This is a genomic window from Paenibacillus xylanexedens (assembly GCF_001908275.1).
In the GTDB taxonomy this organism is placed as follows: domain Bacteria; phylum Bacillota; class Bacilli; order Paenibacillales; family Paenibacillaceae; genus Paenibacillus; species Paenibacillus xylanexedens_A.
The window spans coordinates 6,885,732-6,904,798 of record NZ_CP018620.1; the positions used below are offsets into that span (position 1 = coordinate 6,885,732).

General features: G+C 47.0%; 9 protein-coding genes, 11 tRNA genes and 2 rRNA genes. 1 reads left to right on the plus strand and 21 read right to left on the minus strand.

Annotation, left to right across the window (positions count from 1 at the left end; genetic code table 11):
• Positions 1-81 precede the first annotated feature (81 nt).
• The 8 genes from ectB to ppc all read right to left on the minus strand — a co-directional run bounded on the left by ectB (position 82) and on the right by ppc (position 13,675).
• The gene (gene ectB, locus BS614_RS29940; RefSeq protein ID WP_047841662.1) at positions 82-1,365 is read right to left on the minus strand and encodes a diaminobutyrate--2-oxoglutarate transaminase; all 1,284 of its coding nucleotides are present in this window, start codon (positions 1,363-1,365) and stop codon (positions 82-84) included.
• Between the two features lie 1,304 nt (positions 1,366-2,669).
• On the minus strand, positions 2,670-4,502 hold the full coding sequence (glmS, locus tag BS614_RS29950; protein ID WP_036668148.1) for a glutamine--fructose-6-phosphate transaminase (isomerizing): 1,833 nt from the start codon (positions 4,500-4,502) through the stop codon (positions 2,670-2,672).
• Between the two features lie 750 nt (positions 4,503-5,252).
• Positions 5,253-6,593 carry a phosphoglucosamine mutase gene (gene glmM, locus BS614_RS29955; protein WP_074096553.1) on the minus strand — a complete coding sequence of 447 codons (1,341 nt, stop codon included), beginning with the start codon at positions 6,591-6,593 and terminating at the stop codon, positions 5,253-5,255.
• Between the two features lie 73 nt (positions 6,594-6,666).
• The gene (locus BS614_RS29960) at positions 6,667-8,160 is read right to left on the minus strand and encodes a CdaR family protein (protein ID WP_074096554.1); all 1,494 of its coding nucleotides are present in this window, start codon (positions 8,158-8,160) and stop codon (positions 6,667-6,669) included.
• Positions 8,153-8,989, minus strand: a complete 837-nt coding sequence (gene cdaA / locus BS614_RS29965; protein WP_017692119.1) for a diadenylate cyclase CdaA — start codon at positions 8,987-8,989, stop codon at positions 8,153-8,155. Before cdaA ends, BS614_RS29960 begins: the two co-directional genes overlap by 8 nt.
• 315 nt (positions 8,990-9,304) lie before the next feature.
• Complete coding sequence (locus BS614_RS29970) at positions 9,305-9,919, minus strand: zf-HC2 domain-containing protein (RefSeq protein ID WP_036614042.1); 615 nt, start codon at positions 9,917-9,919, stop codon at positions 9,305-9,307.
• Between the two features lie 136 nt (positions 9,920-10,055).
• Positions 10,056-10,622: an RNA polymerase sigma factor SigW gene (sigW, locus tag BS614_RS29975; protein ID WP_036614044.1), complete on the minus strand. Its 567-nt coding sequence runs from the start codon at positions 10,620-10,622 to the stop codon at positions 10,056-10,058.
• A 260-nt stretch (positions 10,623-10,882) separates the two neighbouring features.
• Positions 10,883-13,675, minus strand: coding sequence for a phosphoenolpyruvate carboxylase (gene ppc / locus BS614_RS29980; protein WP_074096555.1), 2,793 nt, complete (start codon positions 13,673-13,675; stop codon positions 10,883-10,885).
• Between the two features lie 577 nt (positions 13,676-14,252).
• On the opposite strand from ppc, the gene BS614_RS29985 reads away from it, so the two are divergent.
• Positions 14,253-14,600 (plus strand): WGxxGxxG family protein, encoded by a 348-nt coding sequence (locus BS614_RS29985; protein WP_074096556.1) that lies wholly within the window; start codon positions 14,253-14,255, stop codon positions 14,598-14,600.
• Between the two features lie 235 nt (positions 14,601-14,835).
• Here the strand turns inward: BS614_RS29985 and BS614_RS29990 are convergent.
• From BS614_RS29990 to BS614_RS30050, 13 genes are all read right to left on the minus strand, one after another.
• Positions 14,836-14,906: transfer RNA gene (locus BS614_RS29990), tRNA-Gly, on the minus strand.
• A 13-nt stretch (positions 14,907-14,919) separates the two neighbouring features.
• Positions 14,920-14,993 (minus strand) — tRNA-Pro (locus BS614_RS29995).
• A 15-nt stretch (positions 14,994-15,008) separates the two neighbouring features.
• Positions 15,009-15,085: transfer RNA gene (locus BS614_RS30000), tRNA-Arg, on the minus strand.
• Positions 15,086-15,093: 8 nt separating this feature from the next.
• Positions 15,094-15,168, minus strand: a tRNA-Gly gene (locus tag BS614_RS30005).
• 10 nt (positions 15,169-15,178) lie between these two features.
• Positions 15,179-15,259 (minus strand) — tRNA-Leu (locus tag BS614_RS30010).
• A gap of 6 nt (positions 15,260-15,265) precedes the next feature.
• Positions 15,266-15,341: transfer RNA gene (locus BS614_RS30015), tRNA-Lys, on the minus strand.
• 9 nt (positions 15,342-15,350) lie between these two features.
• Positions 15,351-15,425, minus strand: a tRNA-Gln gene (locus tag BS614_RS30020).
• A gap of 9 nt (positions 15,426-15,434) precedes the next feature.
• Positions 15,435-15,510 (minus strand) — tRNA-Val (locus tag BS614_RS30025).
• A 7-nt stretch (positions 15,511-15,517) separates the two neighbouring features.
• A tRNA-Glu gene (locus BS614_RS30030) sits at positions 15,518-15,589 on the minus strand.
• Between the two features lie 10 nt (positions 15,590-15,599).
• Positions 15,600-15,672: transfer RNA gene (locus BS614_RS30035), tRNA-Thr, on the minus strand.
• A gap of 3 nt (positions 15,673-15,675) precedes the next feature.
• Positions 15,676-15,751, minus strand: a tRNA-Asn gene (locus tag BS614_RS30040).
• Between the two features lie 84 nt (positions 15,752-15,835).
• Positions 15,836-15,952: ribosomal RNA gene (rrf, locus tag BS614_RS30045) — 5S ribosomal RNA — on the minus strand.
• 143 nt (positions 15,953-16,095) lie between these two features.
• Positions 16,096-19,021 (minus strand): 23S ribosomal RNA (locus BS614_RS30050).
• Between the last annotated feature and the right edge of the window lie 46 nt (positions 19,022-19,067).

Here is a 19,067-nt window from a genome sequence, read left to right on the forward strand (position 1 = left end):
CTACCTTAACATCAAGTCCGCACGCCCTCCGGAAGGCACTTTCATGCCTCTTGCCGGGGGCGGCCATCGGCTTGGCCAAGCCTAGGTCGTTACTAGCAAATCCTTGGTCTCCTGAGAGATTACCCGCTGCATACTGGACTTGATAATGTCGCAGCCGGCGGCCAGATGCTCCATCGAGACGGTCAGCGGAGGCATGATCTTCAACACACAGTCTCCTCTGCCGGCTCTTTCAATGATGAGCCCGTTCTCGAAGCTGATATCCGTCACCCGCTTCGCCCCGGCTTCATCCATGAACCCCGAGACGTCAATGCCCCAGATCAGGCCGAGTCCGCGGATGGCGATGGACGGATGCAGAGGCTTGATTTCTTGATCAAGGAACGAGCGCACATATTCTTCCTTCTGCTTCACCTGAGCTTCCAGTTCGGTTCTGTCCCGGAACTCGAGAGCAGCCTTCGCGGCTACAAAAGCCAGCTGGTTGCCGCGGAAGGTGCCGTTGTGCTCGCCCGGCGTCCAGATATCCAGTTCGGGCTTCAGCAGCAGGAGGGACATTGGCAGGCCGTACCCGCTGATCGACTTCGACAGGGTAATGAGATCCGGCTCGATCCCCGCACGTTCGAAGGAGAAGAATTCGCCTGTCCGGCCGCATCCTACTTGAATCTCGTCTGTAATGAGCAGAATATCGTGCCTGCGGCAAAGCTGCTGCAGCTCACGTAGCCACTGCGCGTCGACAACGTGAATTCCGCCTTCGGCTTGTACCGTTTCAAGCAGGATCGCGGCCGGCTTGTCGATTCCGGAGTGCGAATCAGTCAGGATATTCTCGATATAACCGAGCGTATCCATTTCTGCGAAAGCCCCGCTCGGGTGAGGCATGAACGTAACTCCGTCCAGAGGAAGCCCCGCCCCTTCTCTCATGGACTTGGAGCTTGTCGCCGACAGACTGCCGAGCGACATGCCGTGGAAGCCACCCATGAATGCGAATATTCCACTTCTCTTCTTCGCCTTGCGTGCGAGCTTCAGGGCCGCTTCCACCGCATTCGTCCCTGTTGGACCGCAGAATTGAAGCTTGTAATTCAGCTTCTTCGGCTCCAGGATCCGCTCGGAGAAGCTCTGGATGAATTCACGCTTGGCCATTGTATACATATCCAGACCGTGCATAATCCGGTCGGAGGTCAAGTAATCGAGAACCCGGTCCTTAATATAATCGTTGTTATGGCCGTAATTGAGTGCCCCGGCACCTGCAAAGAAATCAATATATGCTCTTCCGTCCTCAGAATATAAAAGGTCTCCCTTGGCCCGGTCGAATACCACCGGAAAGCTTCTGCAGTAAGATCTTACGTTAGATTCCAGCTTTTCAAAAATGCTCACTCGCTTCATCCTCCATCGGAATTGGGATAAGGTTGGCTCCATCTTTCTGAACCTTCCTTTCTAAACCTTCTGACGTCATGGAGCAACATATTCTAGGCTGTCATTTTCCACAATTGTTGGTCCCCACATGCCGGCTTGTTGGTAAGCCAGTATACTGGTCTCTCGCACACAGCTTGGATGGGTATAAAAAACCCTACAATTCCATTTATTAGAATAATAGGGAATAAGACCTAGGTTGAATTATATCAAAATTTACAAGAATGTATAGTGAAATTTTTGTTAAATATAGTCATTATATTGTTAAATTTGGTTCATAAAACATTATATGTTAACATTTTTCGTTAAAAATAGTGAATGGAGAAGAAACCTTGGGCATGATTTGACATCAATCAAGGAATTCGACGAGTGTTGACATTCAGTCATTTAACAGGTAAATTTGGTATATATTCCCTTTAAATATTCTTTGCCGGTGCTCCGATTCCTTGCACTTTGTAATAACTTAACATGATTACCTGACCAATTTCTGAAAGCCTGGCTGGAAACTGGCCACAGCGTCCGCACGGATGGTAGCCGACATCGTTTTGTATCACGCCTTCTTCTCTGCGCCTCTGTTAGAGTAAAGGGTAAATATATTCTGCTCCTCTTCATCAAACCGTACGTGAGGTTTGCCCTTATACGCTTTCCAATGTCCTTCACTCATTTACATGCAGATTACAATAGCGTTCTGAATCCAAGTTGAACGGACAATGATTTCACTTCGTGTAATAAGCTTCTTCATAGCGCATTGTTGCTTCTTGCCATACCATTTTGTGAGTTGCTGAAAGATGCACCAGTCACGTTCAGTCATCTTCCTTTACCATTCAAATGATCTTTTATGCCCGATCCGCATCCTTCTTGGGGATATATTTGCACTTACGAGTTGCGAATGTTAATGACTCTCTTTAAGAAGTTGATTACATTCGTGCTCGAAGAATATTTCAAATGTGAGAATTACAAAAAGGTACTCATCCTAAGGTACTTTATAATCTGGTGGATTTTCGTTCAATGAATGACCGCAATTTACAATGCAAAAACACAAATAAGGTGGTTCTAATATTTAGAACCACCCTACTGAAACATCAAAAAAGTCCTGATGACTTAGAGTCATCAGGACCATTATTTTGTTCATACTGTATTAGTTTACTGAATCTATTGATTAACCCGTTATCCATGTCATTGGATAATAGTTCGTGTAGTTCCATACTTTTGTTAATGGTTCTACACTTATTTATCACTAGACAATAAACTAATTTGTACAGAATACCTTACTCAACCGTTACACTTTTCGCAAGGTTACGTGGTTTATCCACATCATGACCCAGTGCCAGGGAAGCATAGTATGCCAGCAATTGCAGTGCAACTACAGACAGGGCCGGGCTCAAGAGTGGCAGCGTCTTAGGAATTGCAAACGCTTGGTCTACGGATTTCAGCAATGGTGCTACGTGCTCTTCATACGTAATTGCCAATACATCTGCGCCACGTGCTTTTACTTCCTTAATGTTGCTCACTGTTTTCTCAAGTACGTTTTCCTGCGTTGCCAAGGCAATAACAGGGATACCGTCTTCGATCAATGCAAGCGTACCATGTTTCAACTCACCCGCAGCATACGCCTCGGAGTGAATATAAGAGATCTCTTTCAGCTTCAAAGATCCTTCTTGAGCTACTGCATAGTCAAGACCACGGCCAATGAAGAAGAGATGTTCATGTTTGGAGATTTGCTCTGCATATCCTTTGATTGCTTCCGCTTGCTCCAACATGGATTCCACTTGCTCAGGCAATGCTTGCATCGCTGCCAGCGTGTGTTCAATCTCTTCTGCAGATTGAGTACCACGAACTTGTGCAAGGTACAGACCCAGCAAGTTGAACGCGATCAATTGCGAAGTATACGCTTTGGTAGAAGCTACTGCAATTTCAGGACCTGCCAATGTTGCGATAACATCATCTGCATCACGTGCAATCGAGCTGCCCACTACGTTTGTGATTGCCAGTACATGTGCACCATTGGATTGTGCTTCACGCAATGCAGCAAGCGTATCGGCAGTTTCACCGGATTGGCTCACTACGATTACAAGTGTATCTTTGTGCACGATTGGGGAACGGTAACGGTACTCGGAAGCCACATCTGTTTCAACCGGAATACGTACCAATTGCTCAATCACTGTACGTCCAACCAGACCTGCATGGTACGCTGTACCACATGCAATGATTTGAACGTTACGGATATTTTTAATTTGTTCTTCAGTCATTTTCAACTCAGGAAGTTGAACTTTTTTGCCTTCATTATCGATGCGACCCAGCATAGTATCACGATATGCTTTTGGTTGCTCATGAATTTCTTTCAGCATGAAGTGCTCAAATCCGCCTTTTTCTGCGGTTACAGCATCCCAATCGACACGAATCATTTCCCGAGAAATAAAGTTGCCTTCAATCGTCATCAATTCGACAGCATCATGTGTCAATACAGCCATTTCACCATCATTCAGAATGTACACGTTACGTGTATGTTCCAGAATTGCTGGGATGTCGGAACCAATGAAGTTCTCGCCTTCACCAATACCAATAATCAATGGGCTTGCTTGACGCACAGCTACGAGTTTCTCAGGCTCATGCTCTGTCAATACACCCAGTGCAAATGCGCCACGCAACAACGTGATCACTTTTTGTACTGTTTTGACGATATCACCATTGTATTCACGTGCGATCAGGTGAGAGATAACCTCAGTATCTGTCTCGGAAGTGAACGTGTGACCTTGAGCCATCAATTCATCCTTCAGGTCCAGGTAGTTCTCAATAATACCGTTATGCACAACAGAGAACTTCTGGCTTCCATCCGTGTGTGGATGAGAGTTCTCATCCGATGGTTTACCATGAGTTGCCCAACGTGTGTGTCCGATTCCGGCATTACCTACCAGTGGTGCACCATCCAGCTTGGCTTCAAGGTTCGCAAGACGACCAAGAGCTTTCGTGATTTGCAGACCTTCCGGTGTGAATACTGCGATACCTGCAGAATCATAACCACGATACTCGAGTTTCTTCAATCCTTCGACCAATACCGACTGAGTGTTCTTATTACCAATATATCCAACAATACCGCACATAATTTATTTCCTCCGTTTGTATATGAATACTGTGTCACGAAGAGAAACAGGCAGAGGCGGCACATCGGAAAAATGAGTGATTGCCTAGCGTTTCATGAATACTTGGTACTTATTCAATTATCAATGATCAGAGCGACCTCGTGTCGCCCCGCTGTCATCATAAGCTGTTATGAATGCAATCATGAATGTACATCATTTTCCCGTCCGCGTACTGTTTACGCTCTTCACGCACATTCATTTGAATTTTAGTTTAACTCTTGCACCTGCACCGGCGCGTTGTGTGGACAGTCACCTATCCATTTTCCGCAATCCGGTTTACGGCTCTGGTGCTTCACCGGGAGGTCCCCGCCGAACAATCCGAACACCTCCACCTCGTCAGCTTGATTGCCGTTGATCTTAATCAGCCGTTCTTCAACCTAGAAGAAATCCTGATCAACATCATCCCGCGCAACTCCAAGCTCTGGCGCTTGTATAACTGTAACCTTACGTTCCTCACTTTCTGTGTCTGAATGACGACTCCACTCATTATATGCACGTCAGGTCCATTTTGCAATGGAGCAAAGTACCTGTGACAATTTTAGCATATTTACCTACAATCCCGACCGGATAAACGGAACTATGGTCTCATCAGGCCGGGACGCAGGAATATCCATACATAAAGTCCTAAATCATGTTATATTAAGCCTCGTTCTACACAACAATTCCCTTAAGAAAAGTATATGCAGAAGGTATCTCTTACATCTTCCAGTCCTATACCAGTTCTTTTTGCACTACATCTGCGATTTGAGACACAAATTGTTCAAGTTCGTCTTTATCTGGTCCTTCCGCCATAACACGGATCAGAGATTCAGTACCTGAAGCACGAACGAGTACACGTCCATTATCCCCGAGTTGTTGTTCTACTGTAGCAATAGCTTGCCCGATTGCAGCATTGCCCTCGTATTTGCTCTTATCTTCAACACGCACATTCACCAATACTTGTGGGTACTGGGTCATGAGCGCTTTTAGTTCACTCAGTTTTTTACCGGAAGCCTTGAGCGTATCCACGAGTTGAATCGCAGTCAGCATACCGTCTCCAGTTGTATTGTAATCCAGGAAAATAACATGGCCAGATTGTTCTCCACCCAAGTTGTAACCGCCGCGACGCATTTCCTCCATCACATAACGATCACCTACTGCCGTTTTAGCTGTTTTCAGTGCAAGTTTCTCCGTTGCTTTGTAGAATCCGATGTTACTCATAACAGTCGATACAACAGTACTGTCCTTCAACTTGCCTGCACGATTCATCGCATCACCACAGATACACAGAATGAAGTCTCCATCCACCTCAGCGCCTGTCTCATCAATAGCAATCAGACGATCCGCATCCCCGTCAAAAGCAAGGCCCAGATCCGCTTTATGTTTGAGCACTTCTTGTTTCAGGTTCTCTGGATGAGTTGATCCACATTGCTCATTGATATTCAGACCGTTAGGCTCTGCGCCAATGGCAATGACTTCTGCACCAAGTTCACTGAACAATTTCGGTGCCAGCTCATAAGCTGCTCCGTTTGCACAGTCCAAAACAATTTTAAGTCCAGAAAAAGACTCATTTACTGTTGTTTTCAGGAAGTCGAGGTAACGATAACGGGATTCTTCATCTGTCGTTACAGTACCCAGCCCGCCACCAACTGGCCGTGGCAATTGATCTGTCTCCGCATCCATCAGTTCTTCAATCCGGTTCTCTGTTTCATCAGACAGCTTGAAGCCATCTCCACCAAAGAACTTGATTCCGTTATCCTCAACTGGATTGTGGGAAGCCGAGATCATCACGCCCGCGTCAGCTTTCAACAAACGTGCAATATACGCCACTCCCGGAGTGGATACAACGCCCAGACGGATCACATCAGCGCCAATGGACAACAGACCTGCAACCAGTGCGGATTCCAACATCAATCCCGAGATACGAGTATCCATGCCGATAACCACTTTTGGTCTTTCCACACCACCTGCAAGCACGTAACCACCACAACGTCCAATGCTGTAAGCCAGCTCTGCCGTTAACTCTTTATTGGCAACCCCTCTTACACCATCTGTACCAAAATATTTCCCCATGATTTAACTCCTTCTATTCGCATCATATACGAGCACTATTATTATTTTTTTGAGAATTTTAAAATTAGAACGTTTACGGATTCGCGCCACTTTTACTGCCAGTACTGCTGTTATTATTATTTAAATTACCTCGACTGCTTGTGCTCCCCTGTTGACCCTGATCCTGAGTATCCGTATTCGATTCCGTTTCTCCTTCATCAGGAACAGGCTCTGTTTCCCCATTTTCAACCTCTGCTGGTGTTGGGTCAGGTGCTACCGTTCCCTCGTCCGTCGGTTCTTCGCCAGGAGTGGTCGTAGTATCTTCAGCCTTTTCGCTAATTTTGACCGTCGCACTCAATGCAGTGGATGATTCATCCAGTTTGGCATAACGGGGCAGGTCGGCTTCAAGCTTGATCTCATGCGTTCCGACCGCAAGTCCAGCAAGATCCCCAGTTAACGTGAGATCATCACTACTCAGACCCTCAAGCATACTTGCTGAGCCTGTAAGTGTGAGGTTCAGACCGCCGCTTCGAGGCGTAACCAGCGTCCCTTCCAGTCCATTCCCCGCACCGGTAAGTGTGATGGGGACGTTCGGAAAGACTTTGGTTGTCTCCTCTGCCTCGTCAAATGGTGATATGGTTACCTTGATCTGAATCGAACTAGGCTCGATTTTCTCAAAACCGGAAGGCGGCGTCAAGTCCACGTTAACTGTCGATGTACCCGACTGATCAAACTGTGTAAGATCAAGGGTTACTTGGTCGTAGGACTGTATACCTGCAAGCGCATCCTCTGATCCATAAACCGAGACTTCTTTCACGTTTGGCTCTACCGTGGAGAGTACCAGGCCTTCCGGAAGCTGTCCCGAATATTTGATTCTTAAGGGTACAGATGTATAGGGCTGATTGACCGGAACTCGGGCTTCAACCGTTTGAGGCGTTATAATCGCATTTTCAAGGACCTTACCTTCAGCATCGTAGGCTTGAAGTTTCACTTTTTTCTGTATGACATCTTCCTTGGCATCTTTCACGCTCACACTGCCCTGGACCTTCGCTACAGCCTCGAGTTGCCCTTCGGGCAGAGTTACCTTAACCGGCGTCGAAGGTTCAGTTACGGGCGTTCCAGCGCTGTATCCGGCGGATGGTTCCCCTTCGGGTACAATATTCACATTGAAGGATTTGGTGCCCAATTTTTCTACGTTCACCGTAACCATGGAAGGTTCCATGCTGACCACTTCTACCCCGGAAGGCAAATCAGGTACAAGTGGCAGTGTATTGGACCCATCTTTCACCTGACTCAGATCAACCAGTACCTTGTAATCGTCATTCGTAAAAATCGATGTTAGCATCGAGCGCTGCCCTTTGATCTCCAGCCGGACCTCATCCGTACTTAATGAAGTAAGCACATAGCTGTTGCTGTCTAATCCATAAGGTTGAACAGGCACCGTACGTTCCACAACCTTGTTGGTTGTCCCTGTTGTAATCGTAGGGGTGGTTGGTACTTCATCCAGATGAATCATGAACCAGAGCAGCAGGCTCACCGCAAGCGCAAGTATTTTGGCAAAGTTATTATTGTTAAACCACTTATCCATTGTTACGTCCTCCCTTCCGTTTCCAGAAGGTTGTCCAGCCATTCTTTTTCAGATTGGATGTTGGGCGCAACTCCTCATACAGTTTGGCAATCAGCGATTCTTCCTTAATATCACGAACGACCTGTCCATTCATTGCCAGTGACACTTGTCCTGTCTCCTCGGAGACAACCAAACAGATCGCATCTGCAACTTCGGTAATTCCGATTGCTGCACGGTGACGTGTTCCCAATTCCTTACTGATAAAAGGATTCTCTGATAATGGCAAATAACAAGCTGCCGCCGAAATCTGTTTTCCTTGTATAATAACGGCTCCATCATGGAGCGGTGTATTTGGAATAAAGATGTTAATCATCAGCTCCGAGCTGACCAGAGAGTGCATCTTAATGCCCGATTCCGTGTAATCGTTCAGACCTGTTTCACGTTCAAATACGACCAAAGCGCCAATTTTACGCCGTGACAAATAATTAACTGACTTAATAATCTCACCAATTAACACGGTTAGTTCTTCATCACTCGCTGCCGCTGAACGTCCAAACAGCTTACCGCGTCCCAATTGCTCCAGACCACGACGTAGTTCCGGCTGAAAGATAATGAAGACCGCAACGACACCAAACGTAAACATCTGGTTCATTAACCATTTGAGCGTATACAAGTTTAGCCACGTACTTAATGCCCAGATCAGCACAAGGAACAGAATCCCTTTTAGGAGCTGAACCGCACGTGTCCCCCGCACAAGCAAAATCAGTTTGTACATAATATAGGTAACGATCAATATATCGATAACGTCCTTAATGGACTCTGTCCACGTTAAGTCAGCAAAATAATTCATAAGCCAGCCCCCGCTATCCCCATTGATGAGTAAACCCTGATCTCATATTAACCCATTAGGATTTTATATAATCCTTTGTCTCCGCATTTTTGCATTATTTGATTTGTGCAAAATGCTTATCTATATGTAGTAGTATGTTCTCTTTAGTATCTAGGTTATAACGTTAACGTTCAGGTTGCAAGTTACGGCAGTCTCAAACTGCACATAAACATCACATTTACCATGAATTACAAAGTTTGCGTATAAAAAAAGAGTACCCCATGCAATCTGGAGGTACCCTGCTTGGTATATACCATTGAAGAATTTTACCCTGTTCTAGCGATAAGCCACTTCATTTACCATATTGGTTATTTTGTACCAGAACCAGTCCAGCGCCTGATCAATACTTTTCACCTGACCTGAAATATGCGCCGTTGAAGCCTGAAACAGTTGTCCGTCGATAACCGTCAGATTGCCGTTCACATCACCATATACTTGTGCGGTTCCATTTTCTATCGTAAGATCGCCAGCAATTGACTTACCTTCAGGAACAATAACCGTGTTACCCTGAATCACGATCTGGTCCAGATTATTTCCCTTAACAACCATTTCGTTATTCTGATTCCAGAAATTCAAGGCGCTAAAGAGCATCACGACCAAAAAGAAGGCTGCCGCCGTCAGCGCGGGATGTCCTTTGACCCATTTGAGCCATGCTTGCTGTCTCTTGGGCTGGGGCAGAGCATTCATAATTCGATTGGTCAGCTCATCAGAGGCAGACGGTGAATAGTGTTTCATGGCAAAGAGTAACATTTCCGTCTGTTCCAACTCTTTAAAGCGCATGCGACAATCCGGACAGATCACAAGGTGACTTTTCAGTTCAACCTTCTGGGCCGGGGACAACGACTCATCCAAACATTCATGCATTAAAGAGACGGCCGAGTTGCAATCCATATGAGAGCCAATCCTTTCTTAAATCACTTAGTCCATGTGCCATTAAAAAGCACGCATAAGACTTGCATACATTACATACGCATCCGTTTCGGATATGTTTCAAATAATTTCGCCCATATTTAAAGGCGCTTAACATTTATAACTTATACTCCAATTTTTTACGTAGAAAATCACGGCCCCGATGAACGCGTGTCTTGATCGTTGTTACGGGCATACCTGTCACATCACTGATTTCCTGTAGCGACAAGTCCTGTAAATATCTCAGAATCATAACGGACTTATACTTGGCTGGCAAACTGTCAATGGCCTCACGAATGAGTGTCTGCGTTTCTGACAGGAGAGCTTCACTCTCCGGTGTACGATCATCACTCGGGAGCATCGCATAACCATCAGATCCTTCCTGATCATTCAGTTCAGCATCCAATGAGTATGAAGGTTTCTTTCTGCGCAGTCGGTCAATACACAGATTCGTTGCGATCCGGTAGATCCAGGTTGAGAACTTCTGGTTCGGATCGTACTTCTCCATATTACGAAACACACGCAAAAACGTCTCCTGCACAACGTCTTCAGCTTCATGACGATTGTTCAGCATCCGGTATGCCAAATGAAATAGCTTGTCCTTATATAGTTCAACGATTTCTGCAAAGGCTCTCTGGTCGCCCTTGAGCACCAGTTTAATAAGCCTGTTCTCCAAATTGTCCACCCTTATTCCCCCAGACATGCTGATGGGTCTTCCGTCTTCTGATACCCGTCCACACTTGTAATTCACCAATCAAATCGTAAATCAACTTTGGTCAAAAATCAAGACTGTATGACAAATATCCGCCAAAAACAGTAAAAACGGGAACTCCCGCAGGAGTCCCGTTTCATCTCTCACTCCGTAGAGCAGAGAATGGAGCTTTTATTCAACAAAGTAATGGGTACTTTGTTACATATAATTATTCAAATGCAGCAGTTCAATCATCAACCTGTGTTACGCAGTCCTGCAGCGATGCCATTGATTGTCAGCAACACTTCTCTGAGCAGTTCCGTATCATCCTCACCACGTTCACGCATATCTCTGAGCTCGCTCAGAAGTTGAACTTGCATGTAGGACAACGGATCTACATAAGGGTTACGAAGGCGAATGGACTCTTGAATAACCGGTACATCATCCAGAATTTCAGCTTCTCCGGTAATTTTCAGAATCAGCTCTTTTGTGAGCTTGAATTCGGCTTCGATCTGACCGTAGATGCGATCACGGGCTTCCTTGTTCGAAGTCATGGCTGAATATTCTTTGGCAATGACCAGATCTGCCTTGGCTACGGCCATCTGTACCGTATCAATTAATGTACGGAAGAATGGGAAGCTTGCATACATTTCTTTCAGGACAACCAGATTTTCCTCTTTATCCTGATAGTAACTTTGCAATCCTGTTCCTGCCGCATACCATGCCGGAAGCAGATAACGACTTTGGGTCCAGGCGAATACCCAAGGGATCGCTCTCAGATCTTCAAACTTATCACTATTTTTACGCTTGGATGGACGGGAACCAATGTTCAGCTCACCAACCTCCGGAAGCGGCGTTGATTCTTTAAAGAAGGTGAAGAAGTCTGGATCACGGAAAATCAGATCCTGATATTTCGTCAGAGATACTTCCGAAATCTCTTTGATGATGCTGTCCCAATGACGTTCGGATGCTGACTCTTGCGGCTCAAGCCCATTGAGTGCTGCTGTGATTAGAGCCGAAGTTGCCTGCTCCAGACTGCGGTATGCAATCCCCTGGAGGGAATAACGGGAAGAAATAACCTCTCCCTGCTCCGTAATCTTGATGCCACCACCAATCGTATGTGGTGGTTGAGCAAGAATACTGCGGTTAAGTGGCATCCCGCCACGTCCAAGAGCCCCGCCACGTCCATGGAAGAACTTCAACTTAACGCCGTGTTCATTACCTACAGCCGTGATGGCATTCATCGCTACGCGCAGTTCCCAGTTGGCAGTAACCACCCCGCCATCCTTGTTACTGTCTGAATAACCAAGCATGATTTCATGCAGTTCATTCCGTCCTTTTACGCTTGCGCGGTATACAGGAAGGTTGAACAGCTTCTGCATAATGTCCGAAGCCGCATGTAGATCATCAATCGTTTCAAACAGTGGTACCGCTTGAAGTGTAGATACAACGTCTCCGTTGTGTCCTTTGGTGAATAAGCCCACTTCCTTGGCAAATACCATAACCTCCAGCAAATCACTTGCGCCCTGCGTCATACTGATCAGGTAACTTGTGATACAGCCGTCCCCAAATTCGTTCTGGGCACGTTTGATGGTACGGAAGACATCCAGACACTCTTTGGTTCCCTCCGTGTATTGGTGATAAGGAGAAGTAAGCGGACGTGGATCATCCAGCAAACGAGCAAGCAGATCGATTTTACCGTCTTCAGTCAGTCGCGCATAATCCTCTACAATGTTCATTTTCGCCAAAATCTCCGACATCGCATTTTCATGTTCCTTACTGTGCTGACGCACATCCAATGCTGCGGTATGGAAACCAAACAACTCGACTTGACGAATCATTTTGCGAATGGTCGTATCTGCTACGTAATCGGCAAAATGATGGCGCAGACTTCGATCAATAATCATCAGTTCATCAATCAAATCCTGTGCACTATGATAACGGTCAGGCTGACCTAATTTGTTTTCATCCAGTACATTGTTCAGCTTGGCAATCATATAAGCCAATTTGATGCGGTATGGCTCTTTTTCATTCCGCCAGATATCCACTTTTTTCAATGTAACAGAATTACGGTCCTGCTCAATCGACTGCACCAGCTCATCCGATACATGAATGATGTTTGTGCTGAAGCTGAGATGGCCCATAAGTTCAATCATAATCCGTTGGTATTCACGCAAAGCGAGCTTGCGTTGCATCAACAGCGTCTGCCATGTTACATCTGAAGTTACCGAAGGATTTCCATCCCGGTCTCCACCGATCCAGGAACCGAACCGCAAATACGTCGGCACATGCCAGTCATGGTCAGGATAAAATTTGTTCAGGCAGCGTTCCAGCTCCTGATATACATCCGGAAGTACGTGGAACAACGTTTCATGAAAGTAATACATCCCGTTCCGCACTTCATCAAGTACAGTCGGTTTGCGGTCGCGAAGTTCATCTGTCTGCCAGAGTGTAATAACCTCATTCAGCAGCTTCTCACGCAACTGTTCACGTTCACGCAACGTCAGCGTAGGATTATCAAGTGACATGACATCTTCGGATATCCGTTTATGGATGTCCAGAATAACCCGGCGCATAGCTTCGGTTGGGTGAGCTGTCATAACGAGTTCCAACGACAAATCGTCGAGAATCTCTTCCACCTCTGTATGAGACAGTCCACGTTCCTTAAGATCCTGTACTGCTTTCTCAATCGATCCTGGCTGCACAGCGTCCCCAGCAGAACGTTCATAATCCCGTTTACGCCGGATCCGATGGTTTTGTTCAGCAATATTAACTAATTGAAAATAAATAGCGAAAGCCCGAATAACCTGGTGACGATTGTCCGAGTCTAATTCCTGGATCATCGTTTTGAACTCTGCATAGAGTTCTGGCAGAAATTCTGCACGCAACGATTTGCTCGTTTCCCGAATCTTCTCAACGATATCTAGAAGCTCCGTGCCGCCTTGATGGACAAGAACTTCTCCGAGTATATTGCCCAGGAACCGCACGTCTCGCCGAAGCAGGTTGTTGGATTGGCTTTTGCTGGCGGTTACCATAGTTTCAGTCATGCTTATCCTCCCATCTGATCGTTCCATTCGTACACGTAAATTTGACACCTTCATAACATCATACAATAAAATGGTACGAAAATCTTTATTTTTCTACTAGAAAAAATGGGGATTATCCCCGATTTACAGCACAAAAACACGCTTTTTTATTCATTTTCTTGTTCTGCTTCAATTAATGGTCATATACTGTCGCATGATACCTTTTTCACGTACTTTAGATAAATCAAAAGTCTCATACCTATTCTTAAAAACTCATAAATATACAGTTCTTTTAGATATGATCCCATGTACCTGATATTAAGGTTAAACCGCATAATTTCATTGTTTGAGAACAGATGATATACAAAGAAACATGACCGGCAAAGCAAGCTTTTGTATACTTTACCACAGTGACGCAATAAATTAAAGATGTAATTATAATTTTCTTCCCACTACAGTCTGCTTACTAGGCAAGTTTCTTATGTATGTTGTTATTCAATTGGACTCAAAGGTATATCTTAACAGACTATTTCTACATATTGTACTTGTCTTCTTGGGCAGATTAATCTGTAGCTCTTACTAAAAAGGAGGAATCCACATGATGAAGAAAGGTACAACAATTATTGCTTCCGTGCTTCTGGTGGCCGCGATGGCTGGCCCTGCTGCTGCTGATGGTCATATGTCCAAAGGAATGGATACAACCGGCTCACGTGTCCGGTCTTATCAGGACACCAACTACATGGACCGCACAAACACTAATTCCAACATGAATATGAACATGGATGGAAACTACCGCAACAATGGTGATTATCGTACCAACAGTGTTCGGGCAAACGCCACAACAACCAACCGTGACAATGGCATGGATTGGGGCTGGCTTGGTTTACTGGGACTGCTTGGATTAGCGGGCATGCGTAAAAGAGTGACGGATCACAACGAACGTTAAATTGTACTCACGTCACTATACAATAGCTTGCTACGTCTTAGAAGAAGCTCATCCACAGAGGTAAACAGAAGAGCCAAGACCCCTTTACTATTAAAATAGGGAGGTCTTGGCTCTTTTTTAAATAAACCTGTACTGTACTATATATAAAATATTACATAAAATAACTGCTAATTCTTACGTTAATAAAAATAAAAAAGCCTCTGCATCTGCAAAGGCTCTTTCATTATATCCTGTAAGCGGGTGATGGGAATCGAACCCACGCTATTAGCTTGGAAGGCTAAAGTTCTACCATTGAACTACACCCGCATAAACAAAAAAATCGGGATGACACGATTTGAACATGCGACCCCCTGGTCCCAAACCAGGTGCTCTACCAAGCTGAGCTACATCCCGATACTAAAAAAATAATGGCGCGCCCTGAGAGATTCGAACTCCCGGCCTTTTGATTCGTAGTCAAACGCTCTATCCAGCTGAGCTAAGGGCGCAAAAATATTGGAGCGGAAGACGGGAATCGAACCCGCGACCCTCGCCTTGGCAAGGCGATGCTCTACCGCTGAGCCACTTCCGCAAATAAAGGATGCGCGTGGAGGGACTTGAACCCCCACGTCAAAGACGCTAGATCCTAAGTCTAGTGCGTCTGCCAATTCCGCCACACGCGCATATGATGGTGAGTCATGAAGGGCTCGAACCTTCGACACCCTGATTAAAAGTCAGGTGCTCTACCAACTGAGCTAATGACTCATACTAAAATGGCTGGGGATATAGGATTTGAACCTATGCATGACGGAGTCAAAGTCCGTTGCCTTACCGCTTGGCTAATCCCCAATAAAAATATGGTGGAGGCTGAGGGGATCGAACCCCCGACCCTCTGCTTGTAAGGCAGATGCTCTCCCAGCTGAGCTAAGCCTCCAACTATATGACCCGTAGGGGATTCGAACCCCTGTTACCTCCGTGAAAGGGAGGTGTCTTAACCCCTTGACCAACGGGCCCCATTTCCAAAGCTCTCAACCGGGATCGAACCGGTGACCTCATCCTTACCATGGATGCACTCTACCTACTGAGCTATGAGAGCAAATGGCTCCCCGAACAGGGCTCGAACCTGTGACAACTCGATTAACAGTCGAGTGCTCTACCAACTGAGCTATCAGGGAATAATATGCATTTGCAGGGCAAATGCAATTCATCGTACAACGTCCACATGCAGAGCCTGTTTTCTATGTATGATGAAAGAGTTCGCTTGGCGGCGTCCTACTCTCCCAGGACCCTGCGGTCCAAGTACCATCGGCGCTAGAGGGCTTAACGGTCGTGTTCGGGATGGGTACGTGTGGAACCCCTCCGCTATCGCCACCAAACGCGATTTGTCGAAGCATAGCTTCTTGAAATCAGATATGGAACTGAAAATCATACACACGTTCTGTGATGTACCAATTTTCATTTCAGAGATCATTCTCTGAAAACTAGATTCGAAACGAAACATGCGAATTACAACTTGCTATTGGATAAGCCCTCGACCGATTAGTACTGGTCAGCTCCATGCATTGCTGCACTTCCACCCCCAGCCTATCTACCTCGTCGTCTTCAAGGGGTCTTACATACTGGGAAATCTCATCTTGAGGGGGGCTTCACGCTTAGATGCTTTCAGCGTTTATCCCGTCCGTACATAGCTACCCAGCGGTGCTCCTGGCGGAACAACTGGTACACCAGCGGTACGTCCATCCCGGTCCTCTCGTACTAAGGACAGCTCCTCTCAAATTTCCTACGCCCACGACAGATAGGGACCGAACTGTCTCACGACGTTCTGAACCCAGCTCGCGTACCGCTTTAATGGGCGAACAGCCCAACCCTTGGGACCTACTTCAGCCCCAGGATGCGATGAGCCGACATCGAGGTGCCAAACCTCCCCGTCGATGTGGACTCTTGGGGGAGATAAGCCTGTTATCCCCAGGGTAGCTTTTATCCGTTGAGCGATGGCCCTTCCATGCGGTACCACCGGATCACTAAGCCCGACTTTCGTCCCTGCTCGACTTGTAGGTCTCGCAGTCAAGCTCCCTTATGCCTTTGCACTCTTCGAATGATTTCCAACCATTCTGAGGGAACCTTTGGGCGCCTCCGTTACTCTTTAGGAGGCGACCGCCCCAGTCAAACTGCCCACCTGACACTGTCCCCGCACCGGATTACGGTACCAGGTTAGAACCTAGATACGATCAGGGTGGTATCCCAACGTTGCCTCCACGCAAGCTGGCGCTCACACTTCAAAGGCTCCCACCTATCCTGTACAGATCGTACCCAAATTCAATATCAAGCTGCAGTAAAGCTCCATGGGGTCTTTCCGTCTTGTCGCGGGTAACCTGCATCTTCACAGGTATTAAAATTTCACCGGATCTCTCGTTGAGACAGCGCCCAAGTCGTTACGCCATTCGTGCGGGTCAGAATTTACCTGACAAGGAATTTCGCTACCTTAGGACCGTTATAGTTACGGCCGCCGTTTACTGGGGCTTCGGTTCACAGCTTCGGATTGCTCCTAACCACTCCCCTTAACCTTCCAGCACCGGGCAGGCGTCAGCCCGTATACTTCGCCTTACGGCTTCGCACAGACCTGTGTTTTTGCTAAACAGTCGCTTGGGCCTTTTCACTGCGGCCCCCTCGTGCTATTCACACTACCGGGGCACCCCTTCTCCCGAAGTTACGGGGTCATTTTGCCGAGTTCCTTAACGAGAGTTCTTCCGCGCGCCTTAGAATACTCTTCTCGCCTACCTGTGTCGGTTTGCGGTACGGGCACCTTCACCTGGCTAGAGGCTTTTCTTGGCAGTGTGAGATCATGACCTTCGCTACTATAATTTTCGCTCCCCATCACAGCTCAGCCTTACAATGTGCGGATTTGCCTACACATCAGCCTTACTGCTTAGACGGACATCCATCAGTCCGTGTCACTACCCTACTGCGTCCCCCCATTGCTCATAACGGCTTACGGTGGTACAGGAATTTCGACCTGTTGTCCTTCGACTACGCCTTTCGGCCTCGCCTTAGGTCCCGACTTACCCTGAGCGGACGAGCCTTCCTCAGGAACCCTTAGGCTTTCGGCGGATCAGATTCTCACTGATCTTTTCGTTACTCATACCGGCATTCTCACTTGTATAATGTCCAGCGCTCCTTACGGTACACCTTCAACCCTTATACAACGCTCCCCTACCCCTGATGCAAAGCATCAAGCCATAGCTTCGGTGGTGTGTTTAGCCCCGTTACATTTTCGGCGCAGAGTCACTCGACCAGTGAGCTATTACGCACTCTTTCAATGGTGGCTGCTTCTAAGCCAACATCCTGGTTGTCTGTGCAACTCCACATCCTTTCCCACTTAACACACACTTGGGGACCTTAGCTGATGGTCTGGGCTGTTTCCCTTTTGACAATGGATCTTAGCACTCACTGTCTGACTCCCGGAAGTAAGTCTATGGCATTCGGAGTTTGACTGAGCTTGGTAACCCTTGCGGGCCCCGCACCCAATCAGTGCTCTACCTCCACGACTCTGTTTTCCGAGGCTAGCCCTAAAGCTATTTCGGGGAGAACCAGCTATCTCCGAGTTCGATTGGAATTTCTCCGCTACCCCCACCTCATCCCCGCATTTTTCAACATGCGTGGGTTCGGGCCTCCAGTGCGTGTTACCGCACCTTCACCCTGGACAGGGGTAGATCACCCGGTTTCGGGTCTACGTCCACGTACTATATCGCCCTATTCAGACTCGCTTTCGCTGCGGCTCCGGCTCTTCACCTTAACCTTGCACGGGAACGTAACTCGCCGGTTCATTCTACAAAAGGCACGCCATCACCCCTAAAACGGGCTCTGACTTTTTGTAAGCACACGGTTTCAGGTTCTATTTCACTCCCCTTCCGGGGTGCTTTTCACCTTTCCCTCACGGTACTGCTTCACTATCGGTCGCTAGGAAGTATTTAGCCTTGGCAGATGGTCCTGCCGGATTCATACGGGGTTTCACGTGCCCCGCACTACTCGGGATCCGTCTCGGAGGGAACCAACTTTCAACTACAGGGCTTTTACCTTCTTTGGCGGGCCTTTCCAGACCTCTTCGCTTAACCGGTTCCTTTGTAACTCCATGTGAGACGTCCCACAACCCCAAAGAGCAAGCTCTCTGGTTTGGGCTTCTCCGCGTTCGCTCGCCGCTACTGACGGAATCACTATTGTTTTCTCTTCCTCAGGGTACTTAGATGTTTCAGTTCCCCTGGTATGCCTCTACACAACCTATGTATTCAGTTGTGAGTAACTGGAAATTACCCCAGCTGGGTTTCCCCATTCGGACACCCCCGGATCAAAGCTTGCTTACAGCTCCCCGAGGCAGTTTCGTTGTTCGCCACGTCCTTCATCGGCTCCTAGCGCCTAGGCATCCTCCGTGTGCTCTTAGTAGCTTAACCATTTTGTTCCGGTTTCGGTCGCTCGCTTCCCTTGGTTTGCTTGCGC

What these genes read in the sequence shown, in the direction of transcription:
- BS614_RS29985 (WP_074096556.1), top strand. Translation starts at nt 14,253, where the DNA reads ATGATGAAGAAAGGTACAACAATTATTGCTTCCGTGCTTCTGGTGGCC.
- ppc (WP_074096555.1), bottom strand. Translation starts at nt 13,675, where the DNA reads ATGACTGAAACTATGGTAACCGCCAGCAAAAGCCAATCCAACAACCTG.
- BS614_RS29970 (WP_036614042.1), bottom strand. Translation starts at nt 9,919, where the DNA reads ATGGATTGCAACTCGGCCGTCTCTTTAATGCATGAATGTTTGGATGAG.
- glmM (WP_074096553.1), bottom strand. Translation starts at nt 6,593, where the DNA reads ATGGGGAAATATTTTGGTACAGATGGTGTAAGAGGGGTTGCCAATAAA.
- glmS (WP_036668148.1), bottom strand. Translation starts at nt 4,502, where the DNA reads ATGTGCGGTATTGTTGGATATATTGGTAATAAGAACACTCAGTCGGTA.
- cdaA (WP_017692119.1), bottom strand. Translation starts at nt 8,989, where the DNA reads ATGAATTATTTTGCTGACTTAACGTGGACAGAGTCCATTAAGGACGTT.
- BS614_RS29960 (WP_074096554.1), bottom strand. Translation starts at nt 8,160, where the DNA reads ATGGATAAGTGGTTTAACAATAATAACTTTGCCAAAATACTTGCGCTT.